The organism is Streptomyces sp. NPDC043176, from assembly GCF_056436715.1.
The window spans coordinates 373,044-399,020 of the sequence record NZ_JBWKCA010000002.1 but is presented as its reverse complement, the minus strand read 5'-3'; the positions used below and the strand labels follow the sequence as shown (position 1 = coordinate 399,020).

Annotated in this window: 23 protein-coding genes; 13 read left to right on the top strand and 10 right to left on the bottom strand. The window is 75.2% G+C overall.

Annotated elements, in window-relative coordinates; translation table 11 throughout:
• Positions 1-519 precede the first annotated feature (519 nt).
• The gene (locus tag AC067A_RS04380; RefSeq protein ID WP_478614320.1) at positions 520-2,928 is read left to right on the top strand and encodes a right-handed parallel beta-helix repeat-containing protein; all 2,409 of its coding nucleotides are present in this window, start codon (positions 520-522) and stop codon (positions 2,926-2,928) included.
• Here the strand turns inward: AC067A_RS04380 and AC067A_RS04375 are convergent.
• Positions 2,898-5,303 carry a hypothetical protein gene (locus tag AC067A_RS04375; protein ID WP_478614317.1) on the bottom strand — a complete coding sequence of 802 codons (2,406 nt, stop codon included), beginning with the start codon at positions 5,301-5,303 and terminating at the stop codon, positions 2,898-2,900. The genes AC067A_RS04380 and AC067A_RS04375 overlap by 31 nt on opposite strands.
• A gap of 134 nt (positions 5,304-5,437) precedes the next feature.
• On the opposite strand from AC067A_RS04375, the gene AC067A_RS04370 reads away from it, so the two are divergent.
• The 3 genes from AC067A_RS04370 to AC067A_RS04360 all read left to right on the top strand — a co-directional run bounded on the left by AC067A_RS04370 (position 5,438) and on the right by AC067A_RS04360 (position 8,175).
• On the top strand, positions 5,438-6,265 hold the full coding sequence (locus AC067A_RS04370; protein ID WP_478614314.1) for a DeoR/GlpR family DNA-binding transcription regulator: 828 nt from the start codon (positions 5,438-5,440) through the stop codon (positions 6,263-6,265).
• Complete coding sequence (locus tag AC067A_RS04365; RefSeq protein ID WP_478614311.1) at positions 6,262-6,702, top strand: SRPBCC family protein; 441 nt, start codon at positions 6,262-6,264, stop codon at positions 6,700-6,702. Before AC067A_RS04370 ends, AC067A_RS04365 begins: the two co-directional genes overlap by 4 nt.
• Positions 6,703-7,671: 969 nt before the next feature.
• Positions 7,672-8,175: an SRPBCC family protein gene (locus tag AC067A_RS04360; RefSeq protein ID WP_478614308.1), complete on the top strand. Its 504-nt coding sequence runs from the start codon at positions 7,672-7,674 to the stop codon at positions 8,173-8,175.
• Here AC067A_RS04360 and cds1 read toward each other — a convergent pair.
• Positions 8,135-9,277 carry an L-cysteine desulfhydrase Cds1 gene (cds1, locus tag AC067A_RS04355; RefSeq protein ID WP_478614305.1) on the bottom strand — a complete coding sequence of 381 codons (1,143 nt, stop codon included), beginning with the start codon at positions 9,275-9,277 and terminating at the stop codon, positions 8,135-8,137. The two genes, AC067A_RS04360 and cds1, sit on opposite strands and share 41 nt — an antisense overlap.
• 173 nt (positions 9,278-9,450) lie before the next feature.
• Between cds1 and AC067A_RS04350 the strand changes: the two genes are divergently transcribed.
• On the top strand, positions 9,451-9,762 hold the full coding sequence (locus AC067A_RS04350; protein ID WP_478614302.1) for a hypothetical protein: 312 nt from the start codon (positions 9,451-9,453) through the stop codon (positions 9,760-9,762).
• A 188-nt stretch (positions 9,763-9,950) separates the two neighbouring features.
• Positions 9,951-10,550, top strand: a complete 600-nt coding sequence (locus AC067A_RS04345) for an ATP-binding protein (protein WP_478614299.1) — start codon at positions 9,951-9,953, stop codon at positions 10,548-10,550.
• A 56-nt stretch (positions 10,551-10,606) separates the two neighbouring features.
• Here the strand turns inward: AC067A_RS04345 and AC067A_RS04340 are convergent, their stop codons facing one another.
• Both AC067A_RS04340 and AC067A_RS04335 read right to left on the bottom strand, forming a co-directional pair.
• Positions 10,607-11,161, bottom strand: a complete 555-nt coding sequence (locus AC067A_RS04340) for a dihydrofolate reductase family protein (protein ID WP_478614296.1) — start codon at positions 11,159-11,161, stop codon at positions 10,607-10,609.
• Between the two features lie 308 nt (positions 11,162-11,469).
• Positions 11,470-11,757: an SHOCT domain-containing protein gene (locus AC067A_RS04335; RefSeq protein WP_478614293.1), complete on the bottom strand. Its 288-nt coding sequence runs from the start codon at positions 11,755-11,757 to the stop codon at positions 11,470-11,472.
• 213 nt (positions 11,758-11,970) lie between these two features.
• On the opposite strand from AC067A_RS04335, the gene AC067A_RS04330 reads away from it, so the two are divergent.
• Both AC067A_RS04330 and AC067A_RS04325 read left to right on the top strand, forming a co-directional pair.
• Positions 11,971-12,540: a TetR/AcrR family transcriptional regulator gene (locus tag AC067A_RS04330; RefSeq protein WP_478614615.1), complete on the top strand. Its 570-nt coding sequence runs from the start codon at positions 11,971-11,973 to the stop codon at positions 12,538-12,540.
• Positions 12,541-12,595: 55 nt separating this feature from the next.
• On the top strand, positions 12,596-13,180 hold the full coding sequence (locus AC067A_RS04325) for a DUF4865 family protein (RefSeq protein WP_478614290.1): 585 nt from the start codon (positions 12,596-12,598) through the stop codon (positions 13,178-13,180).
• Positions 13,181-13,258: 78 nt separating this feature from the next.
• On the opposite strand, the gene AC067A_RS04320 is transcribed toward AC067A_RS04325, so the two are convergent.
• Entirely contained in the window at positions 13,259-14,029 is a 771-nt protein-coding gene (locus AC067A_RS04320; RefSeq protein WP_478614287.1) for an SAM-dependent methyltransferase, read from the bottom strand.
• A gap of 210 nt (positions 14,030-14,239) precedes the next feature.
• Here AC067A_RS04320 and AC067A_RS04315 point away from each other — a divergent pair, with 210 nt between their 5' ends.
• Positions 14,240-14,713 carry an SRPBCC family protein gene (locus tag AC067A_RS04315; RefSeq protein ID WP_478614284.1) on the top strand — a complete coding sequence of 158 codons (474 nt, stop codon included), beginning with the start codon at positions 14,240-14,242 and terminating at the stop codon, positions 14,711-14,713.
• A gap of 301 nt (positions 14,714-15,014) precedes the next feature.
• Here the strand turns inward: AC067A_RS04315 and AC067A_RS04310 are convergent, their stop codons facing one another.
• Positions 15,015-16,241, bottom strand: a complete 1,227-nt coding sequence (locus AC067A_RS04310) for an ROK family protein (protein ID WP_478614281.1) — start codon at positions 16,239-16,241, stop codon at positions 15,015-15,017.
• Between the two features lie 114 nt (positions 16,242-16,355).
• Between AC067A_RS04310 and AC067A_RS04305 the strand changes: the two genes are divergently transcribed.
• Complete coding sequence (locus AC067A_RS04305; protein ID WP_478614278.1) at positions 16,356-17,585, top strand: MFS transporter; 1,230 nt, start codon at positions 16,356-16,358, stop codon at positions 17,583-17,585.
• A gap of 97 nt (positions 17,586-17,682) precedes the next feature.
• Positions 17,683-18,435, top strand: a complete 753-nt coding sequence (locus AC067A_RS04300) for a maleylpyruvate isomerase family mycothiol-dependent enzyme (RefSeq protein WP_478614613.1) — start codon at positions 17,683-17,685, stop codon at positions 18,433-18,435.
• A gap of 354 nt (positions 18,436-18,789) precedes the next feature.
• On the opposite strand, the gene AC067A_RS04295 is transcribed toward AC067A_RS04300, so the two are convergent.
• From AC067A_RS04295 to AC067A_RS04285, 3 genes are all read right to left on the bottom strand, one after another.
• Complete coding sequence (locus AC067A_RS04295) at positions 18,790-19,455, bottom strand: response regulator transcription factor (protein ID WP_478614611.1); 666 nt, start codon at positions 19,453-19,455, stop codon at positions 18,790-18,792.
• Between the two features lie 248 nt (positions 19,456-19,703).
• Complete coding sequence (locus tag AC067A_RS04290; RefSeq protein ID WP_478614275.1) at positions 19,704-20,795, bottom strand: sensor histidine kinase; 1,092 nt, start codon at positions 20,793-20,795, stop codon at positions 19,704-19,706.
• Positions 20,796-21,343: 548 nt separating this feature from the next.
• Entirely contained in the window at positions 21,344-22,039 is a 696-nt protein-coding gene (locus AC067A_RS04285; protein ID WP_478614272.1) for a TetR/AcrR family transcriptional regulator, read from the bottom strand.
• A 293-nt stretch (positions 22,040-22,332) separates the two neighbouring features.
• Here AC067A_RS04285 and AC067A_RS04280 point away from each other — a divergent pair, with 293 nt between their 5' ends.
• Positions 22,333-22,785, top strand: a complete 453-nt coding sequence (locus AC067A_RS04280) for a nitroreductase family deazaflavin-dependent oxidoreductase (protein ID WP_478614609.1) — start codon at positions 22,333-22,335, stop codon at positions 22,783-22,785.
• Positions 22,786-22,847: 62 nt separating this feature from the next.
• Here AC067A_RS04280 and AC067A_RS04275 read toward each other — a convergent pair whose 3' ends face one another.
• The gene (locus tag AC067A_RS04275) at positions 22,848-24,161 is read right to left on the bottom strand and encodes a geranylgeranyl reductase family protein (RefSeq protein WP_478614606.1); all 1,314 of its coding nucleotides are present in this window, start codon (positions 24,159-24,161) and stop codon (positions 22,848-22,850) included.
• A gap of 439 nt (positions 24,162-24,600) precedes the next feature.
• Between AC067A_RS04275 and AC067A_RS04270 the strand changes: the two genes are divergently transcribed.
• Positions 24,601-25,965, top strand: coding sequence for a M20/M25/M40 family metallo-hydrolase (locus AC067A_RS04270; protein WP_478614269.1), 1,365 nt, complete (start codon positions 24,601-24,603; stop codon positions 25,963-25,965).
• The last annotated feature ends 12 nt before the right edge of the window (positions 25,966-25,977 follow it).

The following is a 25,977-nucleotide window of genomic DNA, read 5'->3' as shown; positions in this document are numbered from 1 at the left end:
AGGCGGGGAACCCTCCCCCGGGACACACTCGTCGGAGCCGCGGCGAACGACGAGGGGGTTCCGAGCGCGCGGCCACCGAAGTCCGGCGCCGGCGACACCTTCCCGCTCCGGACGGACCGGCGGAGGCACCAGGTGGCGCCGCCCCTGCGGCGGGCGCGGCCCGCGCGCACGCGGTGATCGCCGGTCTGATGGCCGGTCTGATGGCCGCCGCCCTCGCCGGCCTCCTCGTGGAGGCCGTCCGCCGCCTCGCGGTGCACCGCCTGGCACTCGGCCGGTACGCCCGCCTCGACCGCGCCCCGGCCGCGACCGGGGCCGGACGGGCACCGGCGGCTGAACCACCGCCCGGCGGCGCCGAACGGTTTCCGAACGTGCCGACCGAGCCCGATCGTCCCGGACCGCTGCCGACCGTGCCCGACCACCTCGGACCGGCCCCACGACCCGTCGGCCCCGTGCCGCCGCGCGCGCTACGGTGGGGCATCGGATCAGCGGCGAGGCATGAGGCGGGGGCAGGACACACCCATGGCACAGGGCACGGTCCAGGTGACGCACACCGGCACATCGCGGTGGCGGCGCCGCACGGGTGAGTACCCCTCCCTCGCCGCCGCCCTGGAGGCCGCGGGCGACGGGGACGTCCTCACGGTCGCGCCCGGCACGTACCGGGAGAACCTCGTGGTGCGGCGGGCCGTCACCCTGCGCGGCCCCGAGGGCGGGGTCGGATCGGTGCGGATCGCGCCGCCGGACGGGGTGCCGCTGACGCTGCGCGCGTCCGTCACCCTGCAGGACCTGCACATCGAGGGGCAGGACGTGGCCGCGCCCGCGCTGCTGGTCGAGGACGGCACGCCCGAACTGCTCGACCTGCGGATCATGACCCGCTCGGCCGCCGGGATCGAGGTGCGGGGCGCCGCCCGGCCGACCGCACGACGCTGCACGATCGACAACCCGGCTGGCGTCGGCATCGCCGTGCTCGACGGCGCGGGCGGGGTGTTCGAGGAGTGCGAGGTGGTCTCCGCCGGGCAGGCGGGCGTCTCGGTGCGCGGCGGGGCCCACCCCCGCCTGGAGCGCTGCCGGATCCACCACGCCTCGGGCGCCGGGATCGCCGTCACCGGCGAGGGCAGCGGCCTGGAGGGCGTCGGCTGCGAGGTGTACGAGATCAAGGGCGCCGGCCTCCAGATCGCGGCCCGCGCCACGGCCCACCTCACGGACTCCTCGGTGCACCGCACGTCGGGGGACGGCATCACGCTCGACACGGACGCCGTGCTCACCCTCTCGGACTGCGACATCCACGACGTCCCGGAGAACGCGGTGGACCTGCGGTCCCGCTCGGTCCTCACGCTGACCCGGTCGACCGTCCGCCGCTTCGGCCGCAACGGCCTGTCGGTGTGGGATCCGGGGACCCGGGTGGACGCCAACCGGTGCGAGATCCACGACAGCACCGGCGACTACCCGGCGGTGTGGGTGAGCGACGGGGCGACCGCCGTCCTGGAGGCCTGCCGGGTGCACGACGTGCCGGACGCCCTGTTCGTCCTCGACCGCGGTTCACGGGTGGACGTCGTCGACAGCGACCTGTCGCAGGTGCGGAACACGGCGGTGTCGGTGAGCGACGGGGCGACCGCCCAGCTCGACGACTGCCGGATCCGGGAGGCCTCCACGGGCGCCTGGTTCCGGGACCACGGCAGCGGCGGCACCCTCGGCGGCTGCACGATCGACGCCGTGCAGACCGGGGTCATCGTCACCAAGGGCGCCGACCCCACGATCGACCGGTGCACCGTCACCTCGCCCGCCGAGGCCGGTTTCTACGTGTCGGCGGAGGGCCGCGGCTCCTTCCACGGCTGCCGGGTCACGGGCAGCGGCGGGTACGGCTTCCACGTGACGGACGGCTGCCGGACCGTACTGCGCAAGTGCCGTACGGAAAGGTGCGCGCGCGGCGGCTACGAGTTCCCGGAGGAGGGCGCCAGCGCGGAGGAGTGCACCAGCGACGAGAGCGCGGTCCGGTCCTCCGTACCGGACGGCGGCACCGTCCTGACGGCCACGCAGTCGCCGGGGCTGCTCGGGTCGGTGCCCGTGCCGCGCGCGCAGCCGCCGGTCACGGCGGCACCCGCGGCGCCCGCGCCGGAGGCCCGCTCGTCGCAGGACGTGCTCGGGGAGCTGGACGCCCTGGTGGGTCTGGACAGCGTCAAGCTGGAGGTGCGGACCCTCACCAACATGATCGAGGTGGGGCGCCGGCGTCAGGAGGCCGGGCTCAAGGCCGCCTCGGTCCGCCGCCACCTGGTCTTCACCGGGAACCCGGGCACCGGCAAGACGACGGTGGCCCGGTTGTACGGCGAGATCCTCGCCTCGCTCGGCGTCCTGGAGCGCGGGCACCTGGTGGAGGTCTCCCGGGTGGACCTCGTCGGCGAGCACATCGGCTCGACCGCGATCCGTACGCAGGAGGCCTTCGACCGGGCGCGCGGCGGCGTGCTGTTCGTCGACGAGGCGTACGCGCTGTCGCCCGAGGACTCGGGGCGGGACTTCGGCCGGGAGGCGATCGACACCCTGGTGAAGCTGATGGAGGACCACCGGGACGCGGTGGTGGTCATCGTCGCCGGGTACACGGCGGAGATGGAGCGGTTCCTCACCGTCAACCCCGGTGTGGCGTCCCGTTTCTCACGCACCATCACCTTCGGCGACTACGCCCCGGACGAGCTCCTGCGGATCGTGGGACAGCAGGCCGACGAGCACGAGTACCGGCTCGCCGAGGGCACGGACGAGGCGCTGCTCGCGTACTTCACGAAGCTGCCCAAGGGCCCGGCGTTCGGCAACGGGCGCACGGCGCGCCAGACGTTCGAGTCGATGGTGGAGCGGCACGCGGGCCGGGTCGCCGCGCTCGCTGACGCGAGCACGGACGACCTGACCCTGCTCTACCCGGACGACCTGCCCGAACTCCCCTGATCCAACGCCTCGTTCGGTCCGCGCTGCTGCGGCAGGAAGGGTGTGAGCCGGTCGAGGAGCGCCGCGCGCCGCTCCGCGAACGCCGGATCGGCCTGGTAGTCGGAGTGCCCCAGGATCGGTTCCGGCAGGGGATGCCGGCGCGTGCGGCCGTAGGCGACCGGGTCGAGGAGGACCCCCGCGTCGACGGCGGGGCGGCCGTCCTCGGCGGGCACCCGCACGGGGCCGCCGATGGGATCGGTGGCGCGGTGGAGGTTGCTCCAGCAGTGGACCGTGCGGTGCAGGCCGCGGAGCGCCTCGGGACCGAAGTAGGCGGGGAACCAGCGTCCGTAGAGCCGCTCCAGAGGTGACCCGTACGTGAGCAGCGCGACCCGGCCACGCGTGGCCGGCGGCAGCTGCCAGACGGCGGCGGCGGCGAGGACGCTGCCCTGCGAGTGACCCGAGATCACGAGGCGGCCGCCGGTGCTCGCGGTCCAGGAGCTCATCCGCCAGGTGAGGTCGGGGACGGCCCGTTCGGCGTAACAGGGCGGCGCGAACGGGTGGGCCGCGCGGGGCCAGAAGGTGCCGACGTCCCAGAGGATGCCGATCGTGCGGCGCGCCGAGGCGTCCCGGTAGGCGCGCCGGCCCCAGGTGACGAAGAGCAGGAAACCGAAGCCGATCATCCAGGAGCCGAGTGCCTGGGTCGCCGAGGCGAGCGAGGCGATCGCGGGATGGGCCCCGTCGAAGGCCCGGCCGGGTACGTTGCCGCTGGCCCAGGCACCGGCGACGGAAGCGGCCCCGAGGAGCAGGGTGGCGCCCGAGACGACTCCGACGAGGACCGGCGCGGAGTCGGTGAGCCCCGCACGGGCCCGGCCGGACGCGATCTGCCCGGTACGGACCGGGTCGCGCTCCGCGGCAGCGGCGTAGTCGTCCTCGACCTCCCGCCTCAGCCGCCGGGCGGTGAGCACGGTCCGCACGGCGAGGAGGGCCGCGGGCACGAGCAGCAGCAGGAGCAGCAGGGGGATGACGGACGCCTGCCAGCTGAGGAGCACGGGCGGCCCCATCCGGGGCCCGTCGCCCATGCCGGGAGTGGCCGGGCCGTCGAGCCAGTCGGCGACGCGCTGGGCCACCCCGCCGGACATGACCCCCGCCAGGGCACAGGCGAGCATGGCGACGGCGGGACCGCCGAGGCCGCGCAGGGCGGTCCGCGGGTCACGGCGGGGTCGCCGGAGGAGCAGGGCGACCACGCCGAGGACGACGACCAGGCCGCCCTGGACGACGGTGAGGGCGCCGAACACGGCGTCGCCCGGGAGGGTCCCGGAGGAGGTCCAGCCGGGCCGGGACCAGCCCGCGTGCAGCGCGGTGAGCACGAGCAGGACGAGGGAGACGCCCGGCAGCCAGGAGACCAGGGCGTGCTCGACGCGCAGGTCGAGCCTGCTCTCGCTGCGCCCCCTGCGGCAGACGACCCAGACGACGAGGACGGCGAGCACGGCGACGGCGGCCCGGAGGACCCAGCCGAGGACCGGCCGCGCCCCCGGAGCCCCCGCGTCGTGGCGGGCGGTGGCCGTGGCGAGGGCGGCCGCGACGGTGAGGAAGCCGGCGGCGGTGTGGGCGGCCCTGAGGCGGGCGACGAGCCGGCGGCCGTACCAGAAGCCGGGGCGGCCGAGAGCCGGCCGGAGCTCGGCGGGTGTCGGGTCGGCCTCCGCGCCCTCCCCGCTGTCGGCGGTCTCGGTGTCGGCCCGCGGCTCCGGCACGGGCGCGTCGTCACCCGTGGGCGGGCGCTGGGCCTCGTAGGCGCTCCAGGTCCGGTTGGACAGGTACCAGAGGAGGCTTACCAGGGCGACCGGCACCACAGCCGCGAGGACCAGGCGCCGGCCCGGCCCGGACCACCAGCCGCCGCGCCCGGCGGAGAGGAAGCCGAGCCAGGAGTGCGCGTCGGCGCAGGCGGCCGTCCCCGCGCACTGCCACGCCGTCAGGTCGAGCGCGACCTCGCACGCCGCGGCGGTGAGCAGCACGGTGAGGGTGAGGGCGACGAGGCGGACGAGGATGCCGTAGAACCGGACGAGCCCCGGCATGTTCCGGGCCGGAGGGCGCATCCAGTGCGCCAGGTTCGCCACCATGAAGGGCAGGAGCAGCAGCCAGAGCGCGCGGGCGCCGTCGCCCGAGGTCAGATTGGACCAGCAGTACGCCTCCGGGACCGGGCGGGCCGCGTACCGCTCCGGGTGGTCCTCGGCGTCGAGGTCCGCCCCGCGCCGGTACACGGCGGCCGTCCGGTCCCCGGTGATCCGCACGGTCCTGGGGTCGTCGAGCATGTCCTCGGGGGTGGCTCCGCCGACTCCGTGGACGAGGAGTTCGAGTGCCGCGCCCCCGCTCTCCGGGGCGGGTGTGGCAGGGGACACTGAGGCGACTTCCTCTCGGGGTGGGAAGATGCGACGTCGGCAACAGGATCGCGGACGGTCGCACCGGTGCGCACCGTCCCTCACCGAATCCGACACCCATCCCCTTGTCTTCTGCGGAAGGACCGGCCCCGGCGGTGACTGACAACCAGAACCTCCTCGCGGAGCAGCGGCGCGCCCTGATCCTCGACGAGGTCCGGCGGCGCGGCGGTGTCCGGGTCAACGAGCTGACCCGGCGGCTGAACGTCTCGGACATGACGATCCGTCGCGACCTGGACGCGCTGGCCCGGCAGGGCATGGTGGCGAAGGTCCACGGCGGCGCCGTTCCGGTCGTCGAGGCGAGCACCCACGAGCCGGGGTTCGCGGCCAAGTCGGTGCTCGAACCGAGCGCCAAGGACGAGATCGCGCGGGCCGCGGCGGCCCTGGTCGCCCCGGGCACGGCGATCGCGCTGTCCGGGGGCACCACCACCTTCGCGCTCGCCCGGCACCTCCTCGACGTGCCGGACCTGACGGTGGTGACGAACTCGGTGCGGGTCGCGGACGTCTTCCACGAGGCCCAGTCGGCGGGCTCCGGAGGCGAGTCGCGGCGCGGGGCCGCGACGGTGGTCCTGACGGGCGGCGTGCGCACGCCCTCCGACGCCCTGGTGGGTCCCGTCGCCGACCGGGCGATCCGCTCCCTCCACTTCGACCTGCTCTTCCTCGGCGTGCACGGCGTCTCGGTGGAGGCCGGCCTCTCCACGCCGAACCTCGCCGAGGCCGAGACCAACCGCTGCCTGATGCGTTCGGCACGCCGGGTCGTCCTCGTCGCCGACCACACCAAGTGGGGGACGGTCGGCCTCAGTTCGTTCGGCGACCTCGGCGAGGTCGACACCTGGGTCACGGACCGCGGCCTCCCCGACGGCGTACGCGCCGAGGTCGCCGAACACCTGCCGGGCGTCCTCGTGGCGGGCGAGGACCACGCGTGACCCTCTTCCGCCTCGAGCGGACGGCCCCCCTCACCCCGGAGGACGCCTGGCGCCGCCTCACGGACTGGCCCGCCCACGCCCGCCAGGTCCCCCTCACCCGCACCCGGGTCCTCACCCCCGGCCCGACCGGCCTGGGCACCCGCTTCACCGCCCGCACCGGCATCGGCCGCCTCGCCTTCGACGACCCCATGGAAGTCGTCCGCTGGGACCCCCCGGCCGCCGGCCGGCCCGGCACGTGCCGCCTCGCCAAGTCCGGCCGAGTCGTCCTGGGTTGGGCCGAGATCGAGGTGGCGCCCGCGCCGGGAGGCGGCTGTCGGGTGCGCTGGACGGAGGACCTGTCCCTGCGGGGCCTGCCGCGGCTCTTCGACCCCCTGCTCCGCCTCGCCTCCCACCACCTCTTCTCCCGAGCCCTCACCGCCCTCCTGCACCACCCCTGACCCCCGACCCCACTACGCGCCCGCGCCCCCGTCGCAGGCTGCGCCCCCGCCCCGCCCGCTGCGGTCCCCGTTCCGCCGGGGTCCCGTTCCGCCGGGGTGCCGCCTTGTGGGCCATCGCTCCGCCGGGGCGATGCCCACCCCCGTACCTCCGCCCACCGCGTTGTGGGCATTCGCTCCGCCGGGGCGATGCCCACCCCCGCGCCCCACTCCGTTGTGGGCCCTCGTTCCGCTGGGGCGGTGCCCACCCGCAACCGCCGGTGCCCCGCGTTGTGGGCAATCGTTCCGCTGGGGCGGAACGGGTGGGCACAACGGACGGCGCCCTTTGCCGGGCCCAGGCTTCCGGGCCTGCACCCGCACCCCGTGTGCGACGCCGTAAAGGTGCGGGTCCAGGCACAGGGGGCGGAGGCGCCGCCAAGGGTGCCGTCCCGTGTGCCCACCCGTCCCGCCCAGCGGGACGATCGCCCACACGGCGGGTGGGCGAAGGCCCACACGGCAGCGGGCGAGAGGCCACACGGCGACGGGCACGGGGCCACACAGCAGCGGGCGCGGGCCCACACGCCGGCGGGCGCGGCGGGCGGCGGCCCAGGCGCACGGGCCCCCCACGGGGCGAGGGCGCGGGGCCACACGGCAGCGAGCGCGGGCTCACACGCCGGCGGGCGCGGGGCCACGCGGCCACGGGCACAGGGCCACACAGCAGCGGGCGCGGGCCCACACGCCGGCGGGCGCGGCGGGCGGCGGCCCAGGCGCACGGGCCCCCCACGGGGCGAGGGCGCGGGGCCACACGGCCACGGGCACAGGCCCACACGCCGGCGGGCGCGGGGCCACGCGGCCACGGGCACAGGCCCACGCGGCGGCGGGCGCGGCCCACGTGGGGACGGGGGCGGGCCCGAAGCGGTGCGGGACCGCGGGGGGTGGGAGGTTGACGGGGGGTCAGATAGGGTGCGGCGACCGCATTCCCCGGGAGGATCCATGGCACGCCGACTCAGGCCGGTGGAGCTCGACTTCACCGCATCCGCCCCCGTCCGTCTGGTGTTCGCGGCGACGCTCGCCGCACCGCCCGCCGCCGTCTTCCGGTCGCTGGCGATGGAGGTGGGGAGCATGCCGGCGTGGTTCACGGCGGTGACGTCGGCGGTGCAGAGGGGCGGGGACGGGGCGGGGCGGACGGTCCGGCTGAGGGGCGGGATCGTGTTCGAGGAGACGATCCTGGCCGCCGAGCCGGACGTCCGCTACGCGTACCGGGTGGACGAGACGAACGCGCCGGGGGTGACGGCCATGGCGGAGGAGTGGTTCCTGGCGCCGGCGGGGAAGGGCACCCGGATGCGGTGGACGATGGCCGTCGAGGGCCCGGCGCCGCTGCGCCTGGCGCTGCGGGCCGCCGGGCCGGGGGTGGGGCTGTCGTTCCGGGACGCGGCGCGCCGGCTCGACCGACGGCTCACTCCGGCCAGGCCCCCGTCGCCAGGAAGCGCTCGATAGCGGCGGTGTACGGGGTGATGTCGAGGCCCTGGGCGGCCAGCCAGTCGTCGGAGTAGTACTTGTCGAGGTAGCGCTCGCCGCCGTCGCAGATGAGGGTGACGACGCTGCCGGTGCGTTCCTGCGCGACCATCTCGGCGACGATCTTGAGGGCGCTCCACAGGCCGGTGCCGGTGGAGCCGCCCGCCTTGCGGCCGATCGCGCCCTCCAGGGCGCGGACGGCGGCGACGGTGGCCGCGTCGGGGACCTTCATCATGCGGTCGACGGCGCCGGGCACGAAGCTCGGCTCCATGCGGGGGCGGCCGATGCCCTCGATGCGGGAGCCGCAGTCGGCGGTGGCGTGCGGGTCGTTGTGCGTCCAGCCGTCGAAGAAACAGGAGTTCTCGGGGTCGGCGACGCAGATGCGGGTGTCGTGCTGCATGTAGTGGACGTAGCGGGCGATGGTCGCGGAGGTGCCGCCCGTCCCGGCGGTGGCCACGATCCAGGCGGGCTCCGGGTAGCGCTCGAGTCTCAGCTGCTGGTACATCGATTCGGCGATGTTGTTGTTGCCGCGCCAGTCGGTGGCCCGCTCCGCGTAGGTGAACTGGTCCATGTAGTGGCCGCCGGTGCGCTCGGCGAGGGCCGCGGCCTCGTCGTACATCGTGCGCGAGTCGTCGACGAAGTGGCACTGCCCGCCGTGGAACTCGATGAGCCGGCACTTCTCCGGGCTGGTGGTGCGGGGCATGACGGCGATGAAGGGCACGCCGACGAGCTTCGCGAAGTACGCCTCGGAGACGGCGGTCGAGCCGCTGGAGGCCTCGATGACGGGCTTGCCCGGCCGGACCCAGCCGTTGCAGAGCCCGTAGAGGAACAGGGAGCGGGCGAGCCGGTGCTTGAGGCTGCCGGTGGGGTGGGTGGACTCGTCCTTGAGGTAGAGGTCGATGCCCCACTTCTCGGGCAGGGGGAAGCGCAGCAGGTGGGTGTCGGCGGAGCGGTTGGCGTCGGCCTGGACCTTGCGGACGGCCTCCTTGAGCCAGGTCCGGTACGCCGGGTCGCTGCGGTCGACGTCGACGGTCACCGCCGCGGCGGTGACGCTTCTGCCCGCACTGTTCTCCATGGTGCTCATCCGTGCTTCTCCTCGGTCGCTGCCAGGGTGCCCCACTGCCGACGATACCCCTCTCACCTGGGCAAACGTTCCCTTTGGGTATCCATAGGGATGTCTTGCGGGAGGGCTACTGGTGCGGTCGCGGACGGCCCGGCACACTGGTAGCGACAACCGGGTGAAAGGGACGGATCGACATGGCGGAACCCGAGTTCACGGCGCGGGGGGTGCGGATCGCGCGCTGGCCCCGCTCGTTGACCCGCGCGGGCGAGGTGCGGATCGAGGACGGGCGGCTGGCCCTGCTCACGAGTTACGGCAGCGAGATCGACAGCGCCCCGGTGGGGGCGGTCCGGGCGGGGCGGCCGTGGTTCGCGAAGTCCGACGAGGCGGTGGCCACCGTGAACGGCACCCGGTACCGGCTGACGCTGCACCGGGACGGCGACGACGGGGAGACGGCCGAGTCCGGGCGCTTCCTGGCCGCGCTCAAGCGGGCGGCAGGACGGCGCTGAGGCGCCGCGCACGCCCCTGACCTGGCACGGATCGCCGCGAGTTGCGGGCTGCTCACCGCTGGTTCACCCTGGAACCATCTCACCATCAGTCATCGGCGGTGACATTGTGTTCCGGTCGCCGCCCTGCTGTACCGCATGAGGAATCGGGATCTTCGTCTTCTTCCGGACTACTTCGGGGAGTCGCAGCCGTGATCAGCGAGCCGAGCAGGTATTACGCGGTGGAGCTCCAGGCCCTGCCGTCGCGGATCGGTCAGGTCCGCAGGATCGTCTCCGCCCATTTGCGCCACTGGCATCTCGACGCCCTGGTCGACCACGCCGTGCTCGGTGTCACCGAGCTCCTGAGCAACGTCCACCGGCACGCGCAGCCGGACAAGCGGTGCACCGTCGAGGTCGAGCTGCTGCTCGACCGGCTGACGGTCTCCGTCCGGGACCACGACCCCCGCATACCGGAGGCCGCCGACCCGGAACCGCTCGACGGGCTCGACGGCCTCGACGTCCTCGACGCGTACGAGCGGCTCGCGACCTCCGGTCGCGGTCTGGCCATCGTCGGTGCCGTGAGCGAGAGTTGGGGCGTCCGCCCGTGCGGGGCCGACGGCAAGGTCGTGTGGTTCACCCTCACGGCGCCGCCGACCGCCGCCCCGGTCGAGGCGTGCGCGCACGCCGTGTACGGCGCCCCCGCCGAGGGCCCCCTCGCCGGCTACGGACGCTTCCCGGTCGGCGCGCCGCTCAGCACGCCGATCGACCCGGTCCTGACCCCGCTCGCGGCCCGCTCGGTCCTGGTGGGCTGAGCGGGCCGGACAGCCCGCTCCCGCCGCGTGGTCGTGCGGCGGGCCGGGCGCGGAGGTCAGCGCACCGGCCGGTACGTCGCGATGATCACTCCGCTGCTGGTCGGGCGGGCGCTCACCAGCTCCAGCCTCTTGAGGGCGGAGTCGTCCGTGAACAGCTTCCTGCGGCCCTCGCCGGCCACCACCGGGTGGATCAGCAGGACCAGTTCGTCCAGCAGGTCCCGCTCGAGGAGCGAGCGCACCAGGGTCGGGCTGCCGGCGACGGTGATGTCCTTGCCCTCGCCCTGCTTGAGCTTCTCGACGGCGGCGGTCAGGTCGCCGTCGACGAGCGTGCTGTTGGCCCAGTCCTCCACGCTGGACAGCGTGGAGGAGACCACGTACTTCTGCGACTCGTTGATCCACCGGGCGAAGCCGGCGTCCTCTCCGCTGGTGACCGTGGGCCAGTAGCCGGCCCACTCGGTGAACGTCACCCGGCCCAGCAGGATCGTGTCCGCCGTCTCCAGCGTCTGCGCCAGCGCGGCGCCCATCTCCTCGTCGAAGTCGAACTGCCACTCGTTCGGCGACTGGGCGACACCGTCGAGCGAGACGAACAGACCGGAAACGACCTTGCGCATGATTCCTCCGTGCCGGGTGCGGGGTTTGTCGCTACGTCAGGAACACTATGCGGGCGACGGGGGCGACGGCTCGTACGGAAGCGCCAGCGCCTCCGCGCGCGCCGGATCGCCGAGCTGGACGGCCGTCCGGCCGGTGTACCGGGTCGGGGACCGCGCCAGGTGCGGCCGGTCGAAGCAGCCGAGCCGGTGCGCCGGGTCCTGGGCCGGGACGCCCTCCTGGATCGTCCTCCCGTTCGACGCGACCCGTGCGGCCCGGGTGGCCCGGGCGCACCGGGGTCGTGGCGGTGTGCAGGACGCACGGGCCCCGGTCAGGTCCGGCGTCCCTTGTCGGTCACGGCGCGGCCGAACTGCTCCTCCAGGACGGTCAGCCGGCGCCAGTACTCGTCCTCGTCGATCTCGCCGGCGGCGAACCGGTGGCCGAGCAGGGCGATCGGCGAACGCTCGTCGGGTCCGCCGTCGCGGCCGGGCCGGAAACCGCGTCCCCGGCCGAGGCCCGCACGGCGGGCGAGGGTCACGACCCCGATGACGACGACGGCCCAGACGAGGGGGACGAAGAGGACCCACGGGCCGGGCCCCGCGTAGGCGAGTGTGTTCATGACGTTTCAGCTCCTCGGTGCGCTGCGGGTTGTCCGTGGTTCGAGAATCCCTCCGGACCGGGGTCCGGGTCGTCGTACGGGCAGCGGCTTCGCGCGTACGACGCCGGGAGTACGGCGCCGGGAGTACGGCGGGCCGGGGAGGGCGGCGGACGCCGGGGCGCGGCCCTCTCCTTCTTTTCTGTACCTACTGGTATGTACAGTGCCCTCATGGGCATGGAGACCTCCGAGCGGCTGATCGAGGCGACCCGCGAGCTGCTGTGGGAGCGCGGGTACGTGGGCACCAGCCCCAAGGCCGTCCAGCAGGCGGCGGACGCGGGCCAGGGCAGCATGTACCACCACTTCGCGGGCAAGCCCGATCTCGCCCTCGCGGCGATCAGGCGCACCGCCGAGGAGATGGGGGCGGCGGCCGAGGCAGTGCTCGGCGGCGAGGCCTCGGCGTACGACCGGATCGAGGCCTATCTGCTCGGCGAGCGGGACGTCCTGCGCGGCTGCCCGATGGGGCGCCTGACGATGGACCCGGAGGTGATCGCCCGGCCGGAGCTGCGCGCCCCGGTCGAGGAGGTGCTCGGCCGGCTGCGCACCCGGCTCGCCGAGGTCGTCCAGGAGGGCCTGGACAAGGGCGAGTTGAGCGACGCCCTCGATCCGGCCGCGATCGCGGCGACCGTCGCCGCCACCCTTCAGGGCGGCTACGTGCTGGCCCGCGCGACGGGTTCGCGGGCGCCCTTCGACAGTGCGGTGCGGGGCCTCCTCTCGCTCCTCGCCCCACGCCACGGCCGGGCCTGACCGCCGTACCGGCCGAGCCGGTCCCCCGTACCCCCAGAGAAGCGGAGTCCGCCCCGTGCACGCGATGCAGTACGAGATCACCCTGCCCGCCGACTACGACATGGGGATCATCCGCGAGCGGGTGGCGACCAGGGGCCATCTGCTCGACGCCTTCCCCGGCCTCGGCATGAAGGCGTACCTGATCCGGGAGCGGGAGGCCGGCTCGCCCGTCAACCAGTACGCGCCGTTCTACCTGTGGCGCACGCCCGAGGGGATGAACTCGTTCCTCTGGGGCCCCGGCTTCCAGGGCATCGTGAACGACTTCGGCCGGCCCGTCGTGCAGCACTGGACGGGCCTGTCGTACGAGGAGGGGCCTGCGTCCGGGTCGGTGCCGGGCGCGGCCACGCGCCGCCGGACCCCGCTCGGGGAGGCGGTCGCGCCGGGTGAGGCGGTGACGGAGGCGCTCGCCCGGCACGAGCGGGAGGCCCGGCGGGACGGGGTGGTGGCCTCCGCGCTCGCGGTCGATCCGCGCCACTGGGAGCTGCTCGCCTTCACCCTGTGGGCGGACGCGGAAGCGCCCGCCGGTGAGGGCGAGCGCTTCCGGGTGCTGCACCTCTCCGCACCGGAGCGCACGGGACTGAAGGCCGGGCGGCGGTGGTGAGGCGGGTGCCAGCCGGTCCCGGGATCGGGGCATGGCCGGCGGGCGGCGCGCCGGTGCCGGCGCGAGGTCACGAGGGGGTCAGGCGACGGCGACGAGCGTGAGGTAGGTGATGCCGAGGATGCCGCGGTAGCCGTTCACCCAGGTCGAGCGCTGACGGTCCACGCGCTCGCGGGTCTCGGCGGCCAGCGGGTGGTCGGGGTGGGTGGCGAGCCAGACCTCGGTGTCGTACCGGTAGCCGGACTCGAACTCCTCCCACTCCTCGGCGTTCGCCGTCTCGATCCAGGCGGGCCGGAACCCGGCCTCGATCGCGACGTCGACGAGCCCGCCGAGGGTGAGGTGGTCGTCGACCCGGGCGCCGGGCCACATCCCGGCCAGGTCGGCCTCGGTGGGAACGCGCTCCCAGAAGCCCTCGCCGAGCACGACCCGCCCGCCCGGCCGTACGAGCCGGCGCAGTTCGCGCAGGGCGACGGCGGGGTCGTGCGGCAGCTCGGGGTCGCAGAGCGCCTGGCTCGACCCGAGGCACAGGATCGCGTCGACCGGCCCCCGGTCCGTGCCGAGCGCCGACTCCTCGACGAACGCCACGCGGTCGGCGAGCCCGCGCTCCTCGGCGAGGGCCCGCCCGCGCGCCAGGTCCTCGGCGTTGATGTCGAGGCCGGCTCCCTTGGCCGCAGGGGCGGCCTCCAGGACGCGCAGCAGCAACTCGCCCCAGCCGCAGCCGATGTCCAGCACGTCGGCGGGTCCGGCGGCGGCGAGGCGCTCGATCATGCGGGTGGCGCGGGCCTCGGAGAGCGGCCCGTGGAAGGTGAGGCTTCCGAGGCGCGGCGGCAGGTCGGATTCGTTGGTGATCATGGAGTCGAACGGTACGGCGTGCGCACTCCCCCGCCAACCCATTTCCGGCGGGAACCGTCACCGCGCCCGCCCCGCCGCCCCAGCCCCAGCCTCCGCCTCAGCTCCAGCTCCAGCTCCCGCCACGGCCGCTGCCCCGGCCAGAGGCGGCGACCCGCCCGGGCCCCGGCAGATCAGCCTGCCGTCGGGCCCTTCGCGTCCTAGCCTGAGGGGGTGTACACCTCACGCGCGTCCCGTCACGTCGACGCCCCGCCGTCGGCCGTCTACCGTTCGCTGCTCGACGCCGACGCGGTCGCGCGCTGGCGGGTGCCGTACGGGATGACCTGCGAGGTGCATTCCTTCGACGTGCGCGAAGGGGGCGAGTTCCGGGTCTCGCTGCACTACGACACGACCGACGGCACCGGGAAGTCGGGCGCGCGCACGGACACGTACCACGGCCGCTTCGTGGAGCTGGTGCCGGACGAACGGGTCGTCGAGATCATCGAGTTCGAGTCCGACGACCCCCGGATGCTCGGCGCGATGACCCTCACGACGACGCTGATCCCGGACGGGGGCGGCACCGAGGTGCGGCTCGTCCACGAGGGGGTCCCCGACGCCGTCCCCCCGGCCGACAACGAGACCGGCACCCGCATGGCCCTGGAGCGGCTCGCCGCGGTGGCCGAGGGCCGCCCGGATCCACGGGGGTGAGGTGATGCCGGGGCGCCGTGCTCCAGGACGGCGCCGGTCAGCTCCTCGACCCCCTGGTCCACGGAACCGCCGGTCCAGCGCCCGTTCTGGCCGCGCGGGGCGGGGAGGGGCCGCTCGGCGATCCGCCCCGGGAAGCCGTAGATCGTACGGATCTCACGGTGCTCGCCCCTCCCCGTGAAACCGCCGAAGTCGCCGCACCCGCAAGCGGGGTCGGGGGCACGGCGCTCGGCCGTCACGGGTCGGACCGGCTCGCGCCCGGCCCGTCGGGGGTCGGACCGGCTCGCGTCCGGCCCGCCAGGGGTCAGACCGGCTCGCGCCCCAACGCGGCCAGCGGATCGTCGAGCACCGGCTGCCAGGCCAGCTCGGCGGCCCCGACGAGGCTGTTGTGGTCGAGGGTGCAGGGCAGGATCGGCACCCCGCCGCTGCGGCCCCAGAGGCTGCGGTCGGCGACGACCGCGCGCAGGCGCTCGGGATCGGCGTCGAGCAGCTCGCGGTGCAGACCGCCGAGGATGATCCGGTCCGGGTTGAGGATGTTCACCAGGCCGGCGAGGCCGAGACCGAGGCGGTCGATCAGCTCGCCCACGGCGACCCGGACGCCCGGGTCGTCCCGGCTCGTCCGCAGCAGGTCGCGGGCCTGCTGGAGCAGGGAGACCTCGGGGCCCGGCGCCCGGCCGGCGACCGTGAGGAACGCGAGCGGGTCGGTCTCGACGTCGAGGCAGCCCCGGCTGCCGCAGTGGCAGGGCCGCCCCTCCGGGTTGACCGTCAGGTGGCCGACCTCCAGGGCCAGGCCCGAGCTGCCGGTGTGCAGGCGCCCGTCGAGGACGAGCGCGCCGCCGACGCCCCGGTGACCGGTGGCCACGCAGAGCAGGTCCCGGGCGCCGCGCCCCGCGCCGTGCCGGTGCTCGGCGAGGGCGGCGAGGTTCACGTCGTTGCCGGTGAAGGCGGGGCCCTCGATGCCGGCGGCGCGCACCCGCTCGGCGAAGATCTCCCGGACGGGCGCCCCGGCGGGCCAGGCGAGGTGGAGCGGGTTGAGCGCGGTGCCCTCGGGTTCGGCCACGGCCGAGGGGGCGGCCAGCCCGGCGCCGACGCACCGGCGACCGCTCTCCCGGAGCAGGGCGGCCCCCGCGTCGACGACGGCCCCGAGGACCTGGGCGGGGTCGGCGGAGACCGTGACGCAGCCGGGAGCGGTGGCGACGATCGTGCCGCCGAGCCCGACGAGGGCGGCCCGGAAGCCGTCGGCGTGGACCTGGGCGGCGAGGGCGACCGGGCCCTTCTCGTCCACGGCGAGCCGGTGCGAGGGGCGGCCCTGGGAGCCTGCCGCGGCGCCCGGGTTGGAGTCGACACGGATGAGGCCCAGGGCCTCCAGCTCCGCGGCGACGGCGCCCGCGGTGGCCCGGGTGACGCCGAGTTCGGCGGTGAGGACGGCCCGTGTCGGCGCCCTGCCGGTGTGCACCAGCTCCAGGGCGGGGCCGAGCGCGTTGCGCCCCCTGTCCAGCCGTGTCCGGATCGTCGTCGCCTTGCCGTTCATGGGGGCGAGTCTCCCATGATCGGACCGCCTCGGGGCCCCGTGCCCCACCGCACCCCGGCCCGTACGCCGCCGGCGCGGTTGATTCCACGGGCGGCCGCCCCCTATCCTGAGTTTGTGCCGCTACTAAACAAAGTACGGACGGCCGTATCGGGGGGCCCCGGCGGAGACACCGCCACCCGCTCCCTGTCCCGCCTCCGCTCCGCCCTGACCCTCTTCTTCGCCCTCGACGGATTCCTGTTCGCCGGCTGGGTGGTCCGCATCCCCGCCGTCAAGCAGCAGACGGGCGCCTCGGCCGGCGACCTCGGCCTCGCCCTGCTCGGCGTCTCCGCGGGCGCCGTGATCACCATGACGCTGACCGGCCGGCTCTGCCGGCGCCTCGGCTCCCACCCCGTCACCGTCGCCACCGCGGTCCTCCTCTCCCTCTCGGTCGCGCTGCCGGCCCTCACCCGCTCACCGCTCTCGCTCGGCCTCGTCCTGCTGGTCTTCGGCGCCGCGTACGGCGGCATCAACGTCGCCATGAACAGCGCGGCCGTCGACCTGGTGACCGCCCTGCGCCGACCGGTGATGCCGAGCTTCCACGCCGCGTTCAGCCTCGGCGGCATGCTCGGCGCCGGCATCGGCGGGCTGCTCGCCGGCAGCCTCTCCCCCACCACCCACCTCCTCGGCCTCACCGTCGTCGGCCTGGCCCTGACGGCCGCCGCCGGGCCCGTACTCCTGCGCCACCCCTCCCCCACCCTGCCCGAGGTCATCGCGCCCTCCGATCGCCGACCGGCCGTCACGCGCACGCGTGCGTCCCGCCGCGCCGTCGTCGTCTTCGGGGTGATCGCCCTCTGCACGGCGTACGGCGAAGGGGCCCTCGCCGACTGGGGCGCCCTCCACCTCGAACAGGACCTCCACGCCCACCCCGGTGTGGCGGCCGCCGGCTACTCCGTCTTCGCGCTGACCATGACCGCCGGACGACTCTCCGGCACCGCGCTGCTCGAACGGCTCGGCCAGACCCGCACCCTGGTGACCGGCGGGGCCACCGCCGCCGCCGGCATGCTCGTCGGCGCACTCGCGCCGACCGTCTGGGCCACCCTGCTCGGCTTCGCGATCACCGGCCTCGGTCTCGCCAACATCTTCCCCGTCGCCGTGGCCCGCGCGGGCGCGCTCGCCGGCCCCGGCGGCGTGGCGACGGCGTCCACCCTCGGCTACGGCGGCATGCTGCTCGGCCCGCCCTCCATCGGCTTCCTCGCCGACTGGTTCTCCCTGCCGGTGGCGCTCACCACGGTCGCTGTGCTCGCGGCCGGCGCGGCGGCCATGGGCTACTGGGCCCGCAACGCGGGAGCGGCCGGGGCGAGTTGAGTACGCCGCACGGTGCCGTCCCCGTCGACTGCACCGCCGCGACGGCCCGCTCGGACCTGCCAGAATCCACCCCATGGACGCGAGTACCGAACACACGATGAAGATCAGGGACCACATCGACGCGCTGGAGGCGGCGGGCCACGCCCTCGCCGACGCGGCGGCCGAGGCCGGGCCGGACGCGGAGGTGCCGACCTGCCCGGGATGGCGGATCCGCGACCTGCTCCGGCACACGACGACGGTGCACCGCTGGGCCACCGCCTTCGTCGTCGAGGGACACACCGCGTACCACCCGGAGGGCGACGAGACGGAGCTCGACGGCGACGCGTTGCTCGGCCACTACCGCGAGGGACACGCCCTGCTCGTCGCCGCCCTCCGCGCGGCGCCGGAGACACTGGAGTGCTGGACCTTCCTGCCCGCCCCCTCACCGCTCGCCTTCTGGGCACGCCGCCAGGCCCACGAGACGGCGGTCCACCGCGCCGACGCCGAGTCGGCGCTGGCGACCGGCCCGGCTCCGGTGGAAGCCTCCTTCGCCGCCGACGGCATCGACGAGCTGCTGCGCGGCTTCCACGCCCGCGACCGCAGCCGGGTGCACACCCCCGAGCCCCGCACCCTGCGCGTCCGCGCCACGGACACCGGCGACGTCTGGACCGTGCACCTCTCGGCGACGGAACCGCCCCGGACCGAGCGCGGCACCGCGTCCGCCGGGGCCTCCGCCGCTGACACGGAACTGACCGGCCCCGCCCACCTGTTGTACCTGACCCTCTGGAACCGGCTGCCCGGCGACGCCGTGACCGTGACCGGGGACACCGCCCTCGCCCTGCTGTGGCGCGAGAACTCCGCGATCGTCTGATCGTGGGGGCCGGACCGCGCGTTGGTCCGGACCCGGGCCAGGACCGCACGATCGCCTGAAACCGAGGCCAGGGCCGTGCGGTCGCCTGAACCCGGGACCGGACCGCGCGACACCTGAACCCGCGACCCCGACCGCGCGGACGGCGGTCGGCTATCGGCCGCGCGTTCCTGCGATCAACGGCCGAGCCCGGCTGCCGTGATCGGCGGCCACGCCCGGACGCCGTGGCGGCCGGCATGCCCGGGCGCCGTGGTGGGCTGCCACTTCCGGACGCCGTGGTCGGCGGACACGCCGGGCTGCCAGGCCCGGTCGCCGTCACCGGCCGGCGTGACCCGCGGCCGTGACGGCCGGCCGCGGTCAGCCCAGCCAGCCGGGCCGCACGAGGCCCGACTCGTAGGCCATGACGACGAGTTGGGCGCGGTCCCGGGCGCCCAGCTTCACCATGGCGCGGCTGACGTGCGTCTTGGCGGTGAGCGGGCTGACGACCAGTCTGCGGGCGATCTCCTCGTTCGAGAGGCCGATGCCGACCAGGGCCATCACCTCGCGCTCGCGCTCCGTCAGCGCGCCGAGGGCACCGGTGGCGGCCGGGGCCTTGGAGCGGGCGGCGAACTCCTCGATCAGGCGGCGCGTGACGCCCGGGGAGAGCAGCGCGTCCCCGTGGACGACGGCGCGCACGGCCCGGAGCAGTTCCTCCGGCTCGGTGTCCTTGACGAGGAAGCCGGAGGCGCCGGAACGGATCGCCTCGAAGACGTACTCGTCGAGCTCGAACGTGGTCAGCATGACGACCCGGACCCCGTCGAGGTCCGGGTCGTCCGTGATGCGCCGGGTGGCCTCCAGGCCGTCGAGCCGCGGCATCCGGATGTCCATGAGGACGACGTCCGGCCGCAGCACGCCGACCCGCTCCACGGCCTCGTCGCCGTCCGCCGCCTCCCCCGCCACCTCGATGTCCGGCTGGGCGTCGAGCAGCGCGCGGAACCCCGCCCTGACCAGCGACTGGTCATCGGCGAGCAGTACCCGGATCAGGGGGGCCGCTCCGCCGGTGCCGGTGCCTGCCCCGGCGCCGGGGCCCGGGCCGAGGGCGGGACCTGCCCCAGGGACGGGGCCTGCCCCAGAGGTGGGACCTACGCCGGGGGCGGGCCCCGCCCCGGGAACGGGAGTCGTCCCGGCGACGGGGCCTGCCCCAGAGGTGGGAGCCGTCTCGGCAGCGGGGTCCGCGCCCGGGGCGGGAGCCGTCCCGGTTGTGGGGCCTGCTGGCGTGGGGTCTGCGCCGGTCACGGTGTCTCCTCCGGGGGGAGCGGAAGTACGGCGTGGACGCGGAAGCCGCCGTCGGGCCGGACGTCCGCCTCGATGGTGCCACCGAGGGCGGCGGCCCGCTCCCGCATGCCGGCGAGTCCGTTGCCGCTGCCGCCGGCCTCGGTGCCGGTGGCGGGGCCGTCGTCGTCCACGCGCAGGTCCAGGCGCCGGGGACCGCGGGTGATCTCGACCCGGGCGGTACGGGAACCGGAGTGGCGCACCACGTTGGTGAGCGCCTCCTGCACGATCCGGAAGCCGGCGAGGTCGGCTCCGGGCGGCAGGCCCGTACGCGGGCCGCTCGTCGTCACGGTGACGGTCAGGCCTGCCGCGGCGGCCTGTTCGACCAGCTCGGGGAGCCGGTCGAGGCCGGGCGCCGGGGCGCGCGGCGCGTCGCCGGGGGTGCGCAGGGTGTCGAGGACCTGGCGCACCTCGCCGAGGGCCTCCTTGCTGGCCGCCTTGATGGTGGCGAGCGCCGTGCGGGCCTGTTCGGGGTCGGAGTCCAGGAGGGCGAGGCCCACCCCCGCCTGCACGTTGATCACGGAGATGGAGTGGGCGAGCACGTCGTGCAGTTCCCGGGCGATCCGGAGCCGCTCCTCGTCGGCGCGCCGGCGCTCGGCCGCGGCCCGCTCGGCCCGCAGTCGCGCCCATTGCTCGCGGCGGACCCTTACCAGCTCGGACGCGGCGAGCACGGCCACGGCGAACGCGGCGGCGGACAGCTCCTGGCCCCAGGGGGCGGGGCCGTCGCCGGGCGGCGGGAGCAGGCGGTAGAGCCAGTGCGAGAGCACCAGGTGTCCGGCCCACAGCAGGCCGACGGCCCACCAGGCGGCGGTGCGGTGCCCGTGGACGACGGCGGCGAAGCAGGCGACGGCCACCAGGACGAAGACCGGCCCGTACGGGTAACCGGCCGCCAGATAGCCGAGGGTGACGGCCGCGACGCCGAACACCACCGGCACGGGCCGTCGGTGCCGGAACAGCAACGGCGCCGCCGCGAGCAGCAGCAGGACCCGCCCGAGCCCGTCGAGCGCCTCCCGGTCGGGCTGGTTCCGCGCGGCGAGCCCGGTGCCCACCATGACCAGTACGGCGATCAGCAGCGTCGAACGCCAGGGCAGGCCCGGGTCGTCGGCCGCCCGGCTCCAGGACCCGTGGGGTCCTCGGGCCCTCCCTCCCCAGGGCCCGTGGGGCCGTCGGGCCGTCCCTCTCCAAAACCCGTGGGGCTGTCGGGCCGTCCCGCCCCAGGGCCCGTGGCGCGGTCGGGCTTTCCGGCCCCCGGGCCCGTGGGGCGGCCGGGCCGACCGGCTCCACCGTCCGAGGGGCCCGCCGCCGTTCCCGCCCGTGCTCGCCTCGTCCATACCGGCCACGCTAACCGCGCGCCGTGCGCGAGGGCGTCAGCCCGGCGGGGTGGTCACGCGTACTCCCGCCGGAGTAGAGGGGGCTCCGCCCTGCCCTCCGCCGACGGTCCGGGGGCGCCATCCCGCCCTTCCCCGACGGTCCGGGGGCACCGCCCCGCCTCTCCCCGACGGCCCGGGGGTACTACCCCGCCTCTCCCCGACAGCCCGGGGCGCGCCCCCACCCCACCCCTCCGCCGACGGCACTGGGGGGCCACCGGGCTCCGGCCGGTTCAGCCGCGCGGCAGGAGGCCCACGTCCTGGCCCAGGCGGCGGGCAGCCGTGGCGAAGAAGGTGTCGCGGTCCTCGACGACCCGGTGGAACTGGCCGAAGACCTCGAAGGAGACCAGACCGAAGAGCTGCGACCAGGCGGCGACCAGGGCGACGGCCAGGGCAGGGGGAAGGTCCGGGGCGATGTCGGCGGCCATGCGCTCGGCTTCCGGGCGCAGGTCGTCGGGGAGCGGCGGAAGGGCGACGCCCTCGCCCTCGTGGGCGCGGCGGGTGATGTCGATGAGGACGAGCCCGACCCGGGCGGCGGGGGCGATCGTGTCCTGGGGCGCGGTGTAGCCCGGGACCGGGGAGCCGTAGATGAGGGCGTACTCGTGCGGGTGGGCGACGGCCCAGGCCCGGACGGCCCGGCAGACGGCGGTCCAGCGGGCGAGGGGGCGCTGACCCGCGGTGCCGGCCGCCGCCTGTTCGGCGGCGGCGCCGACGGCGTCGTAGGCGTCGACGATGAGGGCGGTGAGCAGGTCGTCGCGGCTGGGGAAGTAGCGGTAGAGCGCGGAGGACACCATGCCGAGCTCGCGGGCGACGGCCCGCAGGGACAGCTTGGCGGCGCCTTCGGCGGCGAGCTGGGTGCGCGCCTCGTCCTTGATGGCTGCGGTGATCTCGATGCGGGCGCGGGCGCGGACTCCTCGAACGGTGGTCATGGAGAGCAGTGTGCCATTTTCGGAGCACCGCCACGAAACGAGAGCATTGCTCTTGATTGTGAGCGCCGATGCGTGCACACTGATCTCAAGCGAGAGCAGCGCTCACACTTCACCCCCAGGAGGACCCCATGTCCGCTCAGCCCGCCGACTCCGCCGCCTCCGCCAACCGCGCCAACGCTGCCGAGCCGACCGCCCCGGCAGCCCCCGCCGGCCCTACCAGCTCCACCAGCTCCACTGGCCCCAGCAGCCCCACGACCGGGAGCGCCCCGATCGCCCCGACCGCCGCGCACGTCATGAAGCCCGGCTGGTTCACGGTGAACGTCCTCAACCGCGCGGTCGCCTGGATGACCCGCCGCGGTATCAGCGTCTGGGGCTCCCGTGTGCTCGCCGTCCGCGGCCGCAAGAGCGGCGAATGGCGCCGCACCCCCGTCAACCTCCTGACGGTGGACGGGGCCCGGTACCTGGTGGCTCCCCGCGGCCACGTCCAGTGGACCCACAACATGCGGGCCGCGGGCGGCGGTCAGCTGCACCTCGGCAGGCACGTGCAGGAGTTCACCGCCGTCGAGGTGGCCGACGACGACAAGCCCGTCCTGCTGCGCGCCTACCTCAAGCGCTGGAAGGCCGAGGTCGGCGTCTTCTTCGCCGGCGTCGGCCCGGACTCCTCCACCGAGGAACTGCGCGCCGTCGCGCCCAAGCACCCCGTCTTCCGCATCACGACGACGGGCCCCGTCACCCCGGCCGCGTGACAGCGGCCGGGACGGCGGAGCCCGTGTCCCTCCCTGGCGATCGACGCCGGGGAACGAGGAGCTCAGAGCTCCTCGGAAGCCTCCCCGTCCGCAGGCTCGGACGCCGTCCGCTCCCGCTGGGTGACGCCCCGGCCCGCGGGACCGACCCCCGACGACGTGTCCATCCGCCGGTCGAGGACCTCAAGCGCACGCCTGGCCAGGCCGTTCGAGCGGACCATGCCGCCGAGCGTGGCCGAGCCGCGGGTGATGTCGGCGAAGGCGTTCCACGCCGGCCGCAGGCCCGTGATCGCCGCGTGCAGCAGCCCCGGGCGGCGCTCGAAGACGGCGAGCATCCGGCGCCCGACCGCCATCTCGACGCCGAGACCGGCCTTGATGGCGAAGGCGTAGTTCAGGGCCTGACGCCGGGCGTCGACCGCGTCGTTCGCCTCGGCGACCCGCACCGCCCACTCGCCCGCGAGGCGACCCGAGCGGAGCGCGTACGAGATGCCCTCACGCGTCCAGGGCTCCAGGAGCCCGGCCGCGTCGCCGCAGACGAGGACCCGGCCGCGGGAGAGCGGCGAGTCGTCGGTGCGACAGCGGGTGAGGTGACCGGAGGAGATCGTGGGCTCGAAGCCGGAGAGGCCGAGCCGGGCGACGAAGTCCTCCATGTACCGCTTGGTGGCGGCGCCCTCGCCACGGGCCGAGATGACGCCGACGGTGAGTGTGTCGCCCTTGGGGAAGACCCAGCCGTAACTGCCGGGCATCGGGCCCCAGTCGATGAGGACGCGGCCCTTCCAGTCCTCTGCGACGGACGGCGGTACGGGGATCTCCGCCTCCAGGCCCAGGTCGACCTGGCCGAGCCTCACCCCGACATGAGCGCCTATCCGGCTGGCGCTGCCGTCGGCACCGACGACCGCGCGCGCGAGGACGGTCTCGCCGCCGCCCAGGACGACGGCGACGGTCCGCCGGTCCGGCACGGCCGGGCCGTGCTGCTCCACCCGCACCACCGTGGCCCCGGTCCGCAGCTCGGCGCCGGCCTTCTGCGCGTGCTCGACGAGCTGTGCGTCGAACTCGGGGCGGTTGATGAGCCCGAAGAGCATCCGGCGCGAACGGCGGGTGCGGGCGAAGCGTCCGTCGAGCGAGAAGGTGACGGCGTGCACGCGGTCCTGGAGGGGCAGTTCGAAGCCCGGCGGGAGCGAGTCCCGGGAGGGGCCGATGATGCCGCCGCCGCAGGTCTTGTAGCGGGGCAGCTCGGACTTCTCCAGGAGCAGCACCCGGCGTCCGGCCACCGCCGCCGCGTACGCGGCGGACGCGCCGGCCGGTCCCGCACCGACGACGACCACGTCCCACACGTCCGCGGCCTCGTCCGCCGCGTCGCCGACCGGTCCGCTGCCCACGGAGTCCACGGAGTCCAGCGTCTCGCCGGCCACCGTCTCGCCGGCCACCGCGAACGCCGGGTCACCGTCGGCCGCGTCCGCCGTTGCGCCGTCCGCCGCGAACGCCGTGTCGCCGTCCGTCGCGTCCGCCGGGGCGCCGCCCGCCTCGGCCGACGCCGCCGCGGTGGCCGGGCCCGGGTCCGGGTCGTTCGCCGCCTCCGCACCGGTGCCCTCGGGAGCCGCCTCGGCGGGCTCGGTGTGCTCCGGACCGGCGTTGTCTCCGTGCTCGCTGCTCACGATGTGTTCTGCTCCTGATCCGACCGGTGGTCTGCTCCTGACGCATCCTACGGCGCGGTAGCCAGGCCACAGAGCCGTAGGATCGACGGTGCGTTCGCCGTACCACGACCTACGCCGAACGCCGTCCCTCCGTCGTAACGTCGCACCCACCAGGAGCGTGCCCATGTCCTCGAATCCGATCGCCGAGACCGTCCGGTCGCTGATGCCCACGGCCAAGGCCGAACTGGCCGCTCTGGTGGCCTTCGAGTCGGTGGCGGACGAGGCCGTGGCGCCGCGCAGCGAGTGCGAGGCCGCGGCGAACTGGGTCGCGGACGCCCTGCGCGCCGAGGACTTCCAGGACGTCGCGCTGCTGGACACCCCGGACGGCTCGCAGTCCGTGTACGGCGTCCTGCCCGGTCCGGCCGGCGCGCCGACCGTCCTGCTCTACGCCCACTACGACGTGCAGCCGAAGCTCGACGAGTCCGCCTGGCTCACCCCGCCGTTCGAGCTGACCGAGCGCGACGGGCGCTGGTACGGGCGCGGCGCCGCCGACTGCAAGGGCGGCTTCGTCATGCACCTCCTCGCGCTGCGCGCCCTGAAGGCGAACGGTGGCGTCCCGGTCACCGTCAAGGTGATCGTGGAGGGTTCGGAGGAGCAGGGCACCGGCGGTCTGGAGCGGTACGCGGAGCAGCACCCCGAGCTGCTCGCGGCCGACGCGATCGTGATCGGCGACGCGGGCAACTTCCGTGTGGGCCTGCCGACCGTGACGGCGACGCTGCGCGGCATGACGATGATCCGGGTGCAGATCGACACCCTGGAGGGCAACCTGCACTCCGGTCAGTTCGGCGGCGCCGCCCCGGACGCGCTCGCCGCGCTGATCCGCGTCCTGGACTCGCTGCGCGCCGAGGACGGCTCGACCGTCGTCGACGGTCTGCCGGGCGACCAGGCGTGGGAGGGGCTGCAGTACCCGGAGGAGGACTTCCGTCAGGACGCCAAGGTCCTGTCGGGCGTGTCCCTGCCGGGGTCCGGCACGGTCGCCGACCGCATCTGGGCCCGTCCGGCCGTCACCGTGGTCGGCATCGACTGCCACCCGGTGGCCGGGGCCACCCCGTCGATCCCGAAGTCGGCGCGCGCCCAGCTGAGCCTGCGGGTGCCGCCGGGCCAGGACGCGGCCGAGGCCACGAAGCTGCTCTACGCCCACATCGAGAAGCACACCCCGTGGAACGCCCGGGTCTCCTTCGAGCAGGTCGGTCAGGGTCAGGCCTTCCAGGCGGACACGTCGAGCCCGGCGTACGCGTCGATGGCCGACGCGATGCGGATCGCGTACCCCGGCCAGGAGATGCAGACGGCGGGCATGGGCGGCTCGATCCCGCTGTGCAACACGCTGGCCTCGCTGTACCCGGAGTCGGAGATCCTGCTGATCGGCCTGAGCGAGCCGGAGGCCCAGATCCACGCGCCGAACGAGTCCGTCTCGCCGGAGGAGCTGGAGCGCCTCTCGGTGGCGGAGGCCCACTTCCTGGTCAACTACGCCCGCTCGAAGCAGGGCTGACCGCGGCTCGGT